Below are 14,884 nucleotides of genomic sequence, written 5' to 3'. Positions count from 1 at the left end.
TTCATTTTATGGCAAAAAAATACTACGCCGTCCGCGCCGGGCGCAAAACCGGCATTTTTGAAACGTGGGACGAATGCCGTGCGCAGACGACCGGCTTTAAAGGCGCGTCGTTCAAAAGCTTTCCAACGCTTGCAGAAGCCGAAGCCTATATGCGCGGTGAAAACGATCTGACGAAAGCCACTCCGGCAGAAAACACGACCGCAGCGCCTGAAGAAGACAGCGCCGTGGCTTACGTAGACGGCAGCTACCACATCGGCACAAAGGAGTTTTCCTGCGGTGCTGTGCTGTTTTTAAACGGCGAAGAGCTGCATTTTTCCGAAAGGTTCACCGACCCCGACCTTACCGAAATGCGCAACGTGGCAGGGGAGATCAAGGGCTCCGAAACTGTTCTGCGCTACTGCATCGAGCATGATGTGCCCTTCGTGACAATCTACCATGATTACGAGGGTGTAGCAAAATGGGCAACGGGAGAATGGAAAGCAAAAAAGCCCGGCACCATTGCGTACCGCGAATTCTGCGCCGCAGCCGCAAAGTACATCCGTTTCCGCTTTGTGAAAGTCAAGGGGCACTCCGGCGACAAATACAACGACCTCGCCGACCGTTTAGCGAAAGACGCGCTCGGCATTCAGTAAAACAGCATAGCAAAAAGGCGAGCTGCACGGAGTTGTGCAGTTCGCCTTTTGTTATACATTACGGAATTTCAGGCGCAAGCTTACGCGTTTTTCGCTTCGTCGTACGCGTCCTTAAAGCGCTGCATCGCGGCGTTGAGCATCTTTTCGGGACCTGCGAGGTTTACACGTGTATGCATGGTGCCGCCCTGCGAGAACAGCGTGCCGGCGTCGCAGAAAAGATCATGCTTGCGCAGGAGCTTATCGAGCGCTTCATCATCGAGACCGAACGTCGTGCAGTCGATCCACATGAGGTACGTGCCCTGCAGATCGCTGTATGTAACACCCGGGCAGTTTACGTCGATGAACTTGCAGAAGTTCTTGTAGTTTTTGTAGATAAGGTCGATGACTTCTGCAAGCCAACCTTCACACTCCGTGTAGCCGAGACGGCAGGCCTCAAGGCCGAGCGCACCGGCGGACGGCGTGAAGTGTTGCTGTAAAATACTCTGGAATTTTGTTCTCAGTTCTTCATCGGGAATAACAATATTCGAGGTCTGGAGCGTCGCAAGGTTAAACGTCTTGCTCGGCGCGGTGCAAACAAGATACTTCGGCAGTGCATCCTTGCAGGCGTTTGCAAATGCCACGTGCTTATGACCCGGCATGATGAGGTCGGAGTGGATCTCGTCGCTGACAACAATCACATTGTGCTTTGCGCAGATGGCACCGAGCTTTGCGATTTCGTCTTCCGTCCAAACGCGGCCAACCGGGTTGTGCGGATTGCAGAAGATAAACATCTTGTTTTTTTCTTCTGCGCACAGCTTCTCAAAGAGGTCAAAGTCAATCGTGTATGTCTCGTTCGTGTTGATGAGCGGGCACTCCACGTTTTTTCTGTTATTGTGCTCAATGGTCATTCTGAACGGATAATAAACCGGCGGCATGGTGATAACGCCGTCGCCGGGATCGGTATAGGCCAGAACCGAAACAGCCAGAACCGTTACGACGCCGTGTGTAGAAACAATTTCTTCTTTCTTAATATTCCAGTCGTTGCGACGCTTCATCCAGCCGCATACCGCATCGAAGTATTCCTCTGTGGGGCCGGTATAGCCGAGGATATGCGTATCGATGTACTTTTTCAGACCCTCTACGATCTCCGGCGGGTTTTTCAGCTCCATATCCGCAATGGAAAGCGGTGCAACGTTTTCCGGCAGGTTCGGATGCTCTTTCGTCATCTCGTCCCATTTGCCGGAGCCGGTGTTTTTTCTGGAAACCAGCGTTTCAAAATCATGGATCATTGGTAATTCCTCCCATTCTAAAATAAGGTAATCTACTTTCAAACGGTCTTATTCAACCTCAAGGTCTGCAAAAGAGAAGGTGGTGCAGTCTACAAGACCGCGGTCGGTCAGGCGCAGCTCCGGCAGGCAGGCGAGGGGGATTAAAGCCATCGTCATAAACGGAGATTGAATGTCGCAGCCGATCGTTTCCCAAGCTTTGCCGAGGTTCTCGACGAGCTCGTCCATTTCTTCAGCGGACTTTGTGTTCATGAGACCCGCAAACGGCAGCGGAACACAGCCGAGCACCTTGCCGTTCTGCACGATGCACTCACCGCCGCCGCATTGAATGAGTGTATTTGCAGCAAGTGCCATATCTTCGTCATTCGTGCCGACAACGAGCAGGTTGTGTGCATCGTGTGCAACGGTGGAAGCCATTGCGCCGCACTTGACGTGGAATCCCTTGACAAAGCCAACGCCGTGCTTGCCGGTCTTATTGTGGCGCTCGAAGACGAATGTCTTCAAAACATCCTGCTCCACATCGCTCTTTAATTCGCCGTTTTCGACCTTGAGTTCAACGTGACGCTCATAGTCGCCGACATGTACCGGGATAATCTCGATCGCACGGACGGTTGCCGTGCCAACCTTATCGGTATGTACCTTAAAGGTTTCCGGGGTGATCGTCTCGCCGACGTGCATCGTGTCGAGCGCCCATGCGGGAAGCTCAGATTTCGGCAGGTCAATCGTCAGCTTGCCGTTTTCTGCAACAACGTCGCCGTCGATGAGCACGCGGGTGACACGGATGTCTTTTTCGTTATCAATAAATACGATGTCCGCGCACTTGCCCGGGGTGATGGAGCCGAGCTCGTGATCCATCTGGAAGCATTGTGCGCAGTTGAGCGTGACCATCTGGATAGCGGTGACAAAATCGATGCCGAAGGAGACGGCACGACGCACGATGTGGTCGAGATGACCGTTTGCAACCAGCGTATGCGGGTGGGTATCATCGGAAATCATGGTCGCAAATCGGCTGTCCACTTTGTGCTCCGTGATGGCCTTGGAGACCTCCTGCAGATCGTGCCAAGCGGAGCCCTCGCGCAGCATGGCATACATGCCGAGACGCATTTTTGCGAGTGCGTCCTCCGCACGGGTGGATTCATGACAGCAGCGCACGCCGCTTGCAATGTATGCATTGAGGCCGCAACCCGTCTCCGGGATGGAATAGTGACCTGTGATGATTTTGCCGGCTTTCAACGTTTCGCCGGTGATGTTGTGCGTCGGCTCCGCGGAAGCGGTGATGCCCGGAAAGTTCATCATTTCGCCTAAACCAACGGTATAATCGTGCTTCATTTCCGAGGCAATATCCGCGGCGGTGATCTCCGCGCCGGAATCCTCAAATCCTGGAACAGCCGGAACGCAGGAGGGGGTCGTCAGCATAGCCTTGAGCGGAGTCTTTTCCGCCTCTTCCGCCATCAGGTCAACGCCTTTGAGGCCAAGCACATTGCAGACTTCGTGCGGGTCATAATAAATCCCGACGGTGCCATGGGGGATAACGGCCTTTGCATATTCGATCGGTGTCATCATGGAGGACTCAATGTGGATATGACCGTCAAGGAAACCCGGGGCGATAAGCTGACCCTCGGCATCGATGACCTTCGTGCTTTCACCGATGCAATGTGCGGCATCACCGACAAGTGCGATACGGCCGCAGGAAATTGCAACATCGATGTTGTCAAGGATTTCATGCGTGCAGACGTTTACGAGACGCGCATTGCGAATGACCGTCTCTGCGGGCTTTCTGCCCATTGCAACATCGGAAAGTGTGCGGGAGCACTCCCAAAGCTGGGTCTTACAAAACTTGAACATAAAAAGTAGCTTCCTTTCTTTTATCAAGAACAACACAACGGAAAAGCGCTGCGTTCTTTAGCTTTATTTACTCTATCGGGTTCACGGGATTTTTGCAGAACGAATTCATGCAGCACAAAGCACATTTCGGGTTACGCGCTGTACAGACCGCTCTGCCGTGTAAAACGGTACGGTGACAAAAATCGTTGCTCTCCTCCGGCGGCAAGACTGCGCGCAGGTCTTTTTCGACTTTGAGCGGCACGTTGCTTTCGGTCAGACCGAGTCGTCCCGTGATACGGATGCAGTGCGTGTCCGTCACAACGGCAGGTTTTTTGTAAATGTCGCCCACAACGAGATTTGCGGTTTTGCGTCCCACACCGGGCAGCTTTGTCAGCTCATCCACCGTGTCCGGAATCACGCCGTTATACGAATCGCGCAGCACATGGCACATAGCAAAAATATCACGAGCCTTTGTTTTATATAACCCGCAGGAGCGGATGAGCTCCGCAATTTCTTCCTCGCTGCCCTCGCAGAAAGCTTCCAGCGTAGGGAAGCGGGCAAAAAGCGCCGGTGTAACGAGGTTCACACGGGCATCCGTACACTGTGCGGAAAGTCGCGTTGCAATGAGCAGCTGCAGCGGATCCTGATATTCAAGCGAACATACCGCGCCGGGATATTCTTTTTTCAGCGCTTCCACAGCAAGAAGCGCACGTTCCTTTTTTGTCATACAGACCTCCGAAAAAGCGGCGGGCAAGCCCGTCTGAATGCTTTACGTTTATTCTACAACTTTTTCATTCGGTTGACAATACCGGAAAAGGGTGGTAAATTTATTTTTATTGAAAGACCGACAAATAACCGCAAAGGGGAAAAAGAATGTCTGCGTTTACCTTAAAGCTCATCGCACTCGTCACCATGATCATCGACCATGTCGGGGCGATTTTCTTCCCGCAGTTTATCTGGCTGCGCTATATCGGGCGGCTTTCCATGCCGATCTACGCGTTTTTGCTCGTGCAGGGCTACATGCACACACGCAATTTTAACCGCTACGCATTGCGCATGGGTATTTTTGCTTTGCTCTCCGAAGTGCCGTATGACCTTTTATTTCAGGGTACATGGCTTGAGTTTCAGCGGCAAAATATCCTGTTCACGTTTTTAACGGCGCTTTTTGTGGTGAAACTTTTAGATGCTTCCGCGAAAAGCCGCAATATTTTCATGTTCATCGGCGCAGTGATCTTGACAATCCTGCCGTATTTCCTGCATTTCAGCTATGGCGTTTATGGTGTTTTAACGGTGCTTTGTTTCTATTTGTTCCAGAAGTACCGCGGTATTGATGCCGTGGCGTTTGCGGCGCTGACCTACGGGCAATATACGCAGGACGGCAACATGACACAGCTGTATGCCATCGCCGCCGCGATCCCCGTGCTGCTCTATAACGGCAAGCGCGGCGCGCTTTCGCTCAAATATTTTTTCTACATCAGCTATCCGGCACATATGTTATTGCTTTACGCCATCCACTATGTGCTTGCAAATCATCTATTGCCATTTTAAATGGAATAGGGTATAATTTGTGAAGTACTGCGGCACATAAACCGCAGAGCATATTATTTTTAGAAGGGAAAGATGAAGTATGTACGGTGATCTTCTGAACACGATCGGTTTTGTTGAAACCGCAGACCCCGAGGTCGGCGAAGCGATGGAGCTGGAACTCAAACGCCAGCGCCGCAATCTGGAGCTGATTGCTTCCGAAAACATTGTGTCTCCTGCCGTTATGGCTGCGATGGGCACGGTACTCACAAACAAATATGCTGAGGGCTACCCGGGTCACCGCTATTACGGCGGCTGTGCAGATGTAGACATTGTGGAAAACATCGCCCGTGAGCGTGCTTGCCGTCTGTTCGGCGCAGAGCATGCCAATGTGCAGCCGCACTCCGGCGCACAGGCGAACCTTGCCGTATATTTCGCGCTGCTTCAGCCGGGCGATACCGTGCTCGGCATGAACCTTGCAGAGGGCGGCCATCTGACCCACGGTTCTCCTGTCAACATGTCCGGCGCCTACTATAATTTTGCGGCTTACGGCGTTGACCCCGTTACGCACCGCATCGATTACGATAAGCTCATGGAGCAGGCGTGCGAACTTAAACCGAAGCTCATCGTTGCCGGCGCAAGTGCATACCCGCGCGCGATCGATTTTAAGAAATTCCGCGAGATTGCCGATGCATGCGGCGCGTACCTCATGGTCGATATGGCGCACATTGCGGGTCTTGTTGCGGGCGGCTGCCACATGAACCCGGTGCCGTATGCCGATGTCGTCACCACAACAACACACAAAACGCTCCGCGGCCCGCGCGGCGGCATGATCCTCTGCCGTGAGGAGTACGCGAAAAAAATCGACAAAGCCATTTTCCCGGGCACGCAGGGCGGCCCGCTGATGCACATTATCGCCGCAAAAGCCGTGTGCGTCGGCGAAGCGCTGAAGCCGGAGTTTAAGACCTACGCCGAGCAGACCGTAAAAAACGCTAAAGCGCTTGCCGAAGGCCTTACAAAACGCGGCATGAAGCTCGTTTCCGGCGGCACGGACAACCATCTGATGCTGCTCGATCTTTCCGACGGCGAGCTGACCGGCAAAGAGCTGGAGCGCCGCCTCGACGAAGTGTATATCACCGCAAACAAGAACACGATTCCGAACGAGCAGAGAAGCCCGTTCGTCACAAGCGGCGTGCGCCTCGGCACACCGGCCGTCACCACGCGCGGCCTGAAGGAAGCCGATATGGACGTCATCGCGGAGTGCATCCACCTGTGCGCGACCGACTTTGATAGCAGTGCCGACGCCATCCGGGTAAAGGTCACGGAGCTTTTGAGCAAATATCCGCTTTATAACGACTAAAAGGAGAACACGATGAACGCACCGCTTGCAGACCGCATTCGTCCGAAAACGCTCGATGATGTGGTAGGACAACAGCATATTCTCGGCCCTAATAAGGTACTGCGGCGCATCATCGAATCCGGCACCATCCCGAATATGGTGTTTTACGGGCCGTCCGGCGTAGGGAAAACTACCGTGGCGTCCATCATTGCAAAGCAAAGCCACATGCACCTGTGCAAGTTAAACGGCACCACGGCCTCCACCGCCGATATTCGCGACGTGGTGGCGCAGGTAAACACGCTGCAAGCGGTAAACGGCGTTTTGCTGTACCTTGATGAGATCCAGTATTTCAACAAAAAGCAGCAGCAAACGCTCTTGGAGTTCATCGAAAACGGCAGCATCACGCTGATCGCTTCCACAACGGAAAACCCCTATTTTTACGTATATAACGCCATTTTGAGCCGCTCCACGGTGTTTGAGTTCAAGCCCGTGGAAAAAGAGGAGGTCGCCCGCGCCGTAGACCGCGCATTCCGCATTTTGTCGGAAGACCGCGGCGAAGAAATCCGGCTCGAAGACGGCGTGACCTCGTATATCGCTTCTGCTTGCGGCGGCGATGTACGCAAAGCAATGAACGCGGCAGAGCTTTGCACGGCTGCCGTACGAAGCGAGGACGAGCCGCGCATCACCATGGAACTTGCAGAGCAACTTACACAGCGCAGTGCCATGCGGTATGACCGAGACAGCGACGCGCATTACGATATTCTTTCGGCGTTTCAAAAATCCATGCGCGGCTCCGACCCCGACGCGGCGCTGCATTATCTCGCACGGCTTTTGGAAGCGGGCGATCTCGCCTCTGCATGCCGCCGCTTGATGGTGTGCGCCTGCGAAGACGTGGGCCTTGCGTGGCCACAGATCATCCCCATCGTGAAAGCGGCCGTAGATGCCGCCATGATGGTCGGTCTGCCGGAAGCGCGCATCCCGCTTGCGGATGCCGTCATTTTAACGGCGACGGCGCCGAAATCGAACAGCGGTGAATCTGCCATAGATGCCGCCATGCGCGACGTGAAGGCCGGCAAACTCGGTGTGATCCCGCGCACGCTGCAAAACGTGCATTATGACGGTTCAGATGTCGCTAAAAAAGGCCAATTTTACCGCTATCCGCACGATTACCCGGATCATTGGCTCGACCAGCAGTATCTTCCGGATGCCTTGCTCGGCGCTTCGTACTATCACTACGGAGACAACAAAAACGAGCAGGCGTTTAAAGCGTATTGGGAAAACATAAAACGAAAGCACAGCTCATAAACTCTATTAACATAACGGAAGGAAGTGCACCGCCATGAACCCGGCAGTCCTTAAAAATTTGTCATACGGCATGTACGTCATCGGCACAAAATACAACGGCCGCCCGAACGCCTGTGTGGCAAACTCGGTCATCCAAATTTCCAGCAGCGACCCCGAAAAAGTGCTCATTGCGCTGACAAAAGATACGCACAGCTGCACCGCGATTCGCGAAAACGGCATTTTTACCATTTCTGTACTCTCCACAGATACACCTGCCAGCGTCATCGGCGCACTCGGTCTTGTCAGCGGTAAAAATGCAGACAAGCTGAAAAACATTCGCCACAAGGTGCTCATTGAAGGCGTGCCCGTCGTAAAGGAGAACACCTGCTGCTGGTTTTTATGCAAGGTCATCTCCGGCATGGACGTAGGGCAGGAGATGGTCTTCGCCGCCGAGATCACAGCGGGCAGCGACAGCGCCATCGGCACGCCGATGACGTATGATTTCTACCGCAGCGAAATGCACGGTCTGTCGCCGGTCGGCTCGCCGACCTATGTGCCGCCGGAAAGCACGTTTGATAAGAGCAGCGGCGAAAGCTTTGTCTGCTCCGTGTGCGGCTATGTGTACAGCGACCCGAACTTCAGCTTTGAAGAACTGCCGGACAACTGGGTGTGCCCGGTCTGCAAAATGCCGAAAAAGGCATTCGTGCGCAGAAATTAAATAGCTTTTTCCATACTACGAATGAAAGGATTTTTCGATAGACTGCGCATCGCGCGCTATCGGAACCAAAAGACTCATGCAGAAAAATTCTCCGCTTCACGTTTTGGTCATTCCCACATGGTACCCAAACGGTGAAGATAAACTGATCGGCGTTTACCACAAGCTGTTCTGCACGGCACTTGCGGAATACGGCGTAAAAACCAACATGCTCTATGTAGACCGTCAGGGACTTTCCGCACTGCCGAAGTACCCCACGATGCAGAAGGTCTACGAAGAATCGAACACCGGCTATGTGACATACTGCCGCCGTATGCTAGACATCTCCAAATTCAGCGCAGATGCACAGCTCAGCGCTTACTGCCGCACCATTGAAAAGCTCTACAAAGCCTATGTAAAGCAGCACGGCAAGCCGGACATTCTGCACGCACATGTCACCGTGCCCGCCGGATACGCCGCTGCAAAGCTCGGCGAAAAATATCATATTCCGGTCGTCATCACGGAGCACTCCTCCTATTTTGAGCGCTTCTTTGAGGGTAGCACCGCAAAATACGGACTCTATGCTGCACGGCACAGCGTGATGACCTGCGTCAGCGGCTATATGACGGACATTTTAAAAGAAAAACACAATATACCTGCCGAAGTTCTGCCGAACATCGGCAACACCAAGGCATTTCGCGGCGCAAAAAAACCGAAAGACCCGGCACATTTTCGCTTGACGACGGTTTCCGCACTGCGCCCCGGCAAATGCGTGGAAGACGCTTTGCAGGCCTTGAAGCTCTTGCGGGAGCAGTACCCGGAAAAATCGTTTTTGTATACGATTGTCGGCGACGGGCAGGAGGAAGCGCTTTATAAAAAGACCGCATCTGCGCTCGGGCTGAACGACATTGTATCCTTTGTCGGGCGCAAGACCGAAAGTGAAATTGCGGAGATTTTAAGCCAGACCGACGCCCTTTTGATGGCTTCGGATATTGAGACGTTCGGCATTCCTGCCGTGGAAGCACTCGCGGCTGGCGTGCCGGTGATTTCTACACGGTGCAAAGGCCCGGAGAGCTTTTTGAACGATGACTGCGCCGAGCTCTGCAATGTGCATGACCCGAAAGATATGGAAGATGCAATTTTACGCATGGCTGCACGGTCGGACACACTGGACGAAGCCAAAATTCGTGCTGCGGCAAAGCCGTTTGACAGCGTCGCCGTTGCCGAACACGCCGTACAAATTTACCGTGAAGCGCTCGAAAACACAAAATAAACAAAAATAGGGGAGCCTGCGTTTCAAAACGTACAGGCTCCCTTTTCTTTAGGAAAGACCGCGCAGGCCGGTGCTTGGGAGGTCACCTAAATTGTTGCTCTCCTTGCCGTCCGGTATGCTGCGCAGATATTCACTGCCGTTGCGGCTCGCAATCGCCACGCCGCGGATGCCGCCCTGCTTTGCAAGCGCCACGCCGTCCGCCTTGGAAAGCACCGTGCCATCCGAAAGCTGGTAGCCGGAGATCTTGCCATTCGTGCGGATCAGCTTCATGATGGTCTTCGCATCCTTGTTCGGTACAGGGTTCATAATGTTGATATTGGCAGGCAGGTTGCCGATCCTCTGAGACATAAAACGATGTTCCTTTCCGTTTGTAATTTTGTTTTGTCCTTTCCGTTTTTCCGGCGCAGCCAAAAGCTGTACGTACCGATTAAGGCTTTTATAAGCGCCGCTGTGCCTATTGTCTCTCCACATACGGTGAATATGCAAAAAGCACGAAAAAACGGGCGAAATTTTGGCGTGGAGCGTTGCAAAGGCCACCGAAATGCGCTATAATAAGACCATAATGACTCGCGCTGCGGTTTTTACGGGATTGCCCGTGCCGGGCGCTAAAAACACAGGAGGCTTCCATGAATTCATGCGATAAGCAGCAGCTTAAAATCACGGCTGCCAAAGTCAGACTTGGAATCATCGAAGGCGTTTACAACGCCAAATCCGGCCATCCGGGCGGTTCCCTTTCCGCTGCGGATATTTTCACCTATCTCTATTTCAAAGAACTGCACATTGACCCGCAGAACCCGAAGGATCCGGACAGAGACCGTTTTGTCCTTTCTAAGGGTCACTGCGCACCGGGTCTTTACGCTGCACTGGCACAGCGCGGCTATTTCTCTGTGGATGAGCTGAAAAAGCTCCGCCACATCGGCGCTATGCTGCAGGGTCACCCGGATATGAAGGGCATCCCCGGCATCGATATGAGCTCTGGCTCTCTCGGCCAGGGCGTTTCCGCTGCGGCAGGCATGGCGCTTGCCGGCAAGATTGATAACAAAGACTACCGTGTTTACTCTCTGCTCGGCGATGGCGAGATTGAAGAGGGTCAGGTTTGGGAAGCTGCTATGTTTGCATCCCATAACAATCTCGATAACCTCTGCCTGATTGTCGACTTCAACGGCCTGCAGATCGACGGCCCGGTCAGCGAAGTTGCCGGCCCGGAACCGATCGACAAGAAGTTCGAGGCTTTCGGCTTTGACGTACAGACCATCGACGGACACGATTTCGACGCCATCGAAGCAGCTTTTGCACATGCAAAGACCGTTAAGGGCAAGCCGAGCGTCATCATTGCCAAGACCGTAAAGGGTAAGGGCGTTTCCTACATGGAAAATCAGGTCGGCTGGCACGGTACCGCGCCGAACAAGGAACAGTATGAGACCGCTATGCAGGAGCTCACCGCTGCACTGCATGAACTGGAGGGCTGCTGATATGGCTGAAATGGTTAAAAAGGCAACAAGAGAAAGCTTTGGCGAGACCGTTACCGCGCTCGCCGCTGAATACCCGGAGATCGTCGTTCTGGATGCAGACCTTGCTGCTGCCACCAAGACGGGCATCTTCAAAAAAGCATACCCGGAGCGTTTCTTTGACTGCGGCATCGCAGAGTGCAACATGGTCGGCGTTGCTGCCGGTCTGGCCACCTGCGGTAAAATTCCGTTTGCGGCGTCCTTTGCCATGTTTTCCGCAGGCAGAGCGTTTGAGCAGGTCCGCAACTCCGTCGGTTATCCGAAGCTGAATGTCAAGATCGTCGGCTCCCACGCCGGCATCTCTGTCGGTGAAGACGGCGCTACACATCAGTGCTGCGAGGACATCGCGCTCATGCGCACCATCCCGGGCATGGTCATTCTGAACCCCTGCGATCATTACGAAATGCAGGCCGCGGTTCGCGCTGCTGTTGAGCACAAGGGCCCGTGCTATATCCGCCTCGGCCGTCTGGCTGTGGAAAGCATCAACAACAACGATGATTATAAGTTCGAGCTTGGCAAGGGCATCACGCTGCGCGAGGGCACGGACATCACCGTTGTTGCGACCGGTCTCATGGTACAGGAAGCCGTTAAGGCTGCCGATGCACTGAAAGAAGAAGGCATCAGCGTTGAAGTCATCAATATCCATACCATCAAGCCGCTCGATGAAGAGCTTGTTATTGCTTCCGCAAAGAAGACCGGCCGTGTCATCACGGTTGAAGAGCACAACATCATCGGCGGTCTCGGCGAAGCGGTCTCCACCGCACTTTCCGAGCATTGCCCGACGCCTGTCACGCGCATCGGTGTCAACGATGTGTACGGCCACTCCGGCCCGGCTGTGGATCTGCTGAAGGAATTCGGCCTTTCTGCAGAGCACATTGCAGAGGTCATCAGAGAAAAGCTCGCAAAGTAAGCTTTTCCGCAGGCTTCCGCTTTAAAACCGCATAAAAGGAATTTTGCTCCCTTTACAGGAACTGTGTGCATCCGCACGGTTTCCCGTAAAGGGAGCTTTTTTATATTCAAAGCCCCCGCAGTAATAGTAAAACGTCTTCGCTTGACGGACACAAAGAAAAAACAAAAATAAATGTCTGCTTTCACAAAGAATTCGACCGCTTTCTTTTTTCTCGCATTGTACAATAACGGTATCAGCACCGGTACAGATACATTTCATCTTGCTATACGGAGGTTTAGAATGTGTAAAAGCAAAATACCGCGCTTTTCGGCACATCTGCTGCATTTGGCCTTGTTCGGCAGATTTGTGTCAAAAAAGCGTGAAAATTTCGCGATAAATGAAAACTTTTCCGAATACAGGCGCAAAAAAGTATTGATTGCGGCAAATCATTTTTATATGCTGTACCGCTTTCGACGAGAGCTGATTGAAGATCTGCAATCCCGGTATGAGGTGGTCGTTGCAGCGCCGTTTCAAACCGGTGAAGAAGTGTTTGAAAGCATGGGCATACGCTGTACGGAAACGAAAATGCAGCGGCGGCGCGTGCAGGTGCTTTCTGAATTGCGTCTTTTACAAGCGTACAAACGTGTTCTTTGTCTGGAAAAGCCGGATCTTGTGCTTACATACGCCATTAAGCCGAATGTATACATGGGTTTTCTCTGCACGTGCTACCGCATTCCGTTTTACGCCACCGTACAGGGACTCGGCAGCGCTTTTCAGCGCCCGTGGCTCAGCTGCGCTGCCACATTCCTTTACAAGCTTTCGTTTCTGCGTGTACAGAACGTATTCTTTGAAAATCAGTCCAATGCGGTAGAATTTTGCCGCAGACACATCCTGCCACCCGAAAAAGAGGTCGTTCTGCATGGTGCGGGTGTAGACCTGAACCGCTATATCTACACGCCGTACACCGCTCACGATCCGCCGCGATTCCTGTTCGTCGGCCGTTTGATGCGCGAAAAGGGGATAGAGGAGCTGTTTTGCGCCGTGCGCAGGCTGTGGACAGAGGGCTTTCACGTGCATTTGCAGCTGCTCGGCTTTTTTGAGGAGCAGTACAGGCAGGAGGTAGACCGCCTTGTTGCCGACGGCATGACAGAATTTTACGGCTTTCAAAAAGAACCGCTGCCGTTTTACCAAAACTGCGACTGCGTAGTGCTGCCAAGCTACCACGAGGGCATGAGCAACGTGCTGCTGGAAGCTGCCGCCGTCGGCAGGCCCATCATCGCATCCGATATTCCCGGGTGCAGGGAAGCCGTAGAGCACAGCAAAACCGGCCTTTTGTGCCGCGCAAAAGACGCGAACAGCCTATATGTTGCCATGCGCGCGTTTTTGGCGCTTTCCGCAGAGCAAAAAGCAGCCCTTGGGCAAAACGGCCGCCGCAAAATGGAGCGTGAATTCGATAAAGCGAGCGTTGTTGCAGAAACACTGCGCATCGTCACCGCCGAAAAAGCGGCACCGCAGCCCCGGCGCGTCACGGCATAGAGGAGAACACATGTCCGGTTATATTCGGATGCTCCTTTGGCTTCTGATTTACACGGCGCTCTCCGCCGTGTTGGAAGTACAGCAAAGCGAAACTGTCTGCGGCGTGCAGACAGTGCGGTTCACGAAGCTCTGGGCAACACTCGGCGTACTGCCGCTGCTCATCTTCTGTACGCTGCGCGGTGATATCGGCGATACCTATAACTACATGCACGCGTTTTCCGAAATGCCGAGCACATTCAGCGCACTGCCCGATTACATCCAGTCTTTACAGAAAGATCACGGCTTTTTCCTGCTTTCCGCACTCATCAAGCTTTTGTGCGGCGGGCAGGTGCGCGTTTGGTTTTGCATTCTCGCCGCGCTTCAGCTCTGGCCGCTCGTTAAAAACTATCGGCTTTATTCGGAAAGCTACTGCATCAGTCTGTTTTTGTTTATCGCTTCCACGGATTACATCTCCTGGATGATGAACGGCATGCGGCAATTTTTGGCGGCGGCGCTCGTGTTCGCCTGCTGTCCGCTTTTGCTGCGCAAGAGATACGGACAAGCCACGCTCATCATTTTACTTGCCGCCACACTGCATGCCTCGGCACTGTTCGCACTACCGTTTGTTTTTCTCACACGCGGAAAAGCATGGAACCGAAAAACGCTTTTGTTTCTTCTGCTCACTGTTTTGGTCGTGCTTTTCATCGACCGCTTCACAAACATTTTGGAGCTGCTTTTGCAGGAAACGCAGTACAAAAATGTCGTCAGCGATTGGAAAGGCTTTGAGGACAACGGTACAAACCTGCTGCGCGTACTGGTCTACGCTGTGCCGACGTTGCTTTCTTTGATCGGTTTACGGTTTATCCGTGCAGAAAATGACCCACTCATCGACCTTTGCGTCAACATGTCCATTGTATCGACCGGCATTTACATCCTCTCAGCGTTCACAAGCGGCATTTTTGTCGGGCGGCTGCCCATATACTTTTCACTTTATAACTACATTTTGCTGCCATGGGAGCTGCACCACATGTTTTCAAAACGCTCCGTGCGCATTTTAACCGTGATGATGCTCATTTTTTATCTGTTTTTCTATTTCTACGGGCTGAAGACCTTCGGCCTTTTATAAAAGGGGGGATC

14 protein-coding genes are annotated in these 14,884 nt (G+C 53.1%); 10 read left to right on the top strand and 4 right to left on the bottom strand.

Annotated elements, in window-relative coordinates; genetic code table 11:
- Window positions 1–8: 8 nt before the first annotated feature.
- Window positions 9–632: a ribonuclease H family protein gene (locus ACI0CA_RS07835; RefSeq protein ID WP_308448376.1), complete on the top strand. Its 624-nt coding sequence runs from the start codon at window positions 9–11 to the stop codon at window positions 630–632.
- An 80-nt stretch (window positions 633–712) separates the two neighbouring features.
- Here ACI0CA_RS07835 and ACI0CA_RS07830 read toward each other — a convergent pair whose 3' ends face one another.
- The 3 genes from ACI0CA_RS07830 to nth form a co-directional block, all read right to left on the bottom strand.
- Window positions 713–1,900 carry a MalY/PatB family protein gene (locus ACI0CA_RS07830; protein WP_308448375.1) on the bottom strand — a complete coding sequence of 396 codons (1,188 nt, stop codon included), beginning with the start codon at window positions 1,898–1,900 and terminating at the stop codon, window positions 713–715.
- Between the two features lie 48 nt (window positions 1,901–1,948).
- Window positions 1,949–3,742 (bottom strand): adenine deaminase, encoded by a 1,794-nt coding sequence (gene ade, locus ACI0CA_RS07825; protein ID WP_308448374.1) that lies wholly within the window; start codon window positions 3,740–3,742, stop codon window positions 1,949–1,951.
- 67 nt (window positions 3,743–3,809) lie between these two features.
- Complete coding sequence (gene nth / locus ACI0CA_RS07820) at window positions 3,810–4,448, bottom strand: endonuclease III (protein WP_308448373.1); 639 nt, start codon at window positions 4,446–4,448, stop codon at window positions 3,810–3,812.
- 146 nt (window positions 4,449–4,594) lie between these two features.
- Here nth and ACI0CA_RS07815 point away from each other — a divergent pair, with 146 nt between their 5' ends.
- The 5 genes from ACI0CA_RS07815 (at window position 4,595) to ACI0CA_RS07795 (ending at window position 9,835) form a co-directional block, all read left to right on the top strand.
- Window positions 4,595–5,269 carry a TraX family protein gene (locus tag ACI0CA_RS07815; protein ID WP_308448372.1) on the top strand — a complete coding sequence of 225 codons (675 nt, stop codon included), beginning with the start codon at window positions 4,595–4,597 and terminating at the stop codon, window positions 5,267–5,269.
- Between the two features lie 79 nt (window positions 5,270–5,348).
- A complete protein-coding gene (glyA, locus tag ACI0CA_RS07810; RefSeq protein ID WP_446806365.1) occupies window positions 5,349–6,605 on the top strand; it encodes a serine hydroxymethyltransferase in 1,257 nt (418 codons plus the stop codon).
- Window positions 6,606–6,617: 12 nt separating this feature from the next.
- Window positions 6,618–7,889, top strand: a complete 1,272-nt coding sequence (locus tag ACI0CA_RS07805; protein WP_412266185.1) for a replication-associated recombination protein A — start codon at window positions 6,618–6,620, stop codon at window positions 7,887–7,889.
- Window positions 7,890–7,923: 34 nt separating this feature from the next.
- On the top strand, window positions 7,924–8,586 hold the full coding sequence (locus ACI0CA_RS07800) for a flavin reductase (protein ID WP_412266188.1): 663 nt from the start codon (window positions 7,924–7,926) through the stop codon (window positions 8,584–8,586).
- Window positions 8,587–8,662: 76 nt separating this feature from the next.
- Window positions 8,663–9,835 carry a glycosyltransferase gene (locus ACI0CA_RS07795; protein ID WP_412266190.1) on the top strand — a complete coding sequence of 391 codons (1,173 nt, stop codon included), beginning with the start codon at window positions 8,663–8,665 and terminating at the stop codon, window positions 9,833–9,835.
- Window positions 9,836–9,883: 48 nt separating this feature from the next.
- On the opposite strand, the gene ACI0CA_RS07790 is transcribed toward ACI0CA_RS07795, so the two are convergent.
- Entirely contained in the window at window positions 9,884–10,183 is a 300-nt protein-coding gene (locus ACI0CA_RS07790; protein WP_308448368.1) for a DUF3892 domain-containing protein, read from the bottom strand.
- Between the two features lie 278 nt (window positions 10,184–10,461).
- Here ACI0CA_RS07790 and ACI0CA_RS07785 point away from each other — a divergent pair, with 278 nt between their 5' ends.
- The 4 genes from ACI0CA_RS07785 (at window position 10,462) to ACI0CA_RS07770 (ending at window position 14,873) form a co-directional block, all read left to right on the top strand.
- On the top strand, window positions 10,462–11,307 hold the full coding sequence (locus tag ACI0CA_RS07785; protein ID WP_308448367.1) for a transketolase: 846 nt from the start codon (window positions 10,462–10,464) through the stop codon (window positions 11,305–11,307).
- 1 nt (window position 11,308) lies between these two features.
- Entirely contained in the window at window positions 11,309–12,253 is a 945-nt protein-coding gene (locus tag ACI0CA_RS07780) for a transketolase family protein (protein ID WP_308448366.1), read from the top strand.
- A 171-nt stretch (window positions 12,254–12,424) separates the two neighbouring features.
- Window positions 12,425–13,768 carry a glycosyltransferase family 4 protein gene (locus tag ACI0CA_RS07775; protein WP_412358604.1) on the top strand — a complete coding sequence of 448 codons (1,344 nt, stop codon included), beginning with the start codon at window positions 12,425–12,427 and terminating at the stop codon, window positions 13,766–13,768.
- Window positions 13,769–13,778: 10 nt separating this feature from the next.
- Window positions 13,779–14,873, top strand: coding sequence for an EpsG family protein (locus tag ACI0CA_RS07770; protein ID WP_395506384.1), 1,095 nt, complete (start codon window positions 13,779–13,781; stop codon window positions 14,871–14,873).
- Window positions 14,874–14,884 lie beyond the last annotated feature (11 nt).

The sequence above is a fragment of the Hominenteromicrobium mulieris genome (genome assembly GCF_046197855.1).
In the GTDB taxonomy this organism is placed as follows: Bacteria; Bacillota; Clostridia; order Oscillospirales; family Acutalibacteraceae; genus Hominenteromicrobium; species Hominenteromicrobium mulieris.
Note: the sequence above shows the minus strand (reverse complement) of the source record. Positions and strands in the feature narration are given on the sequence as shown.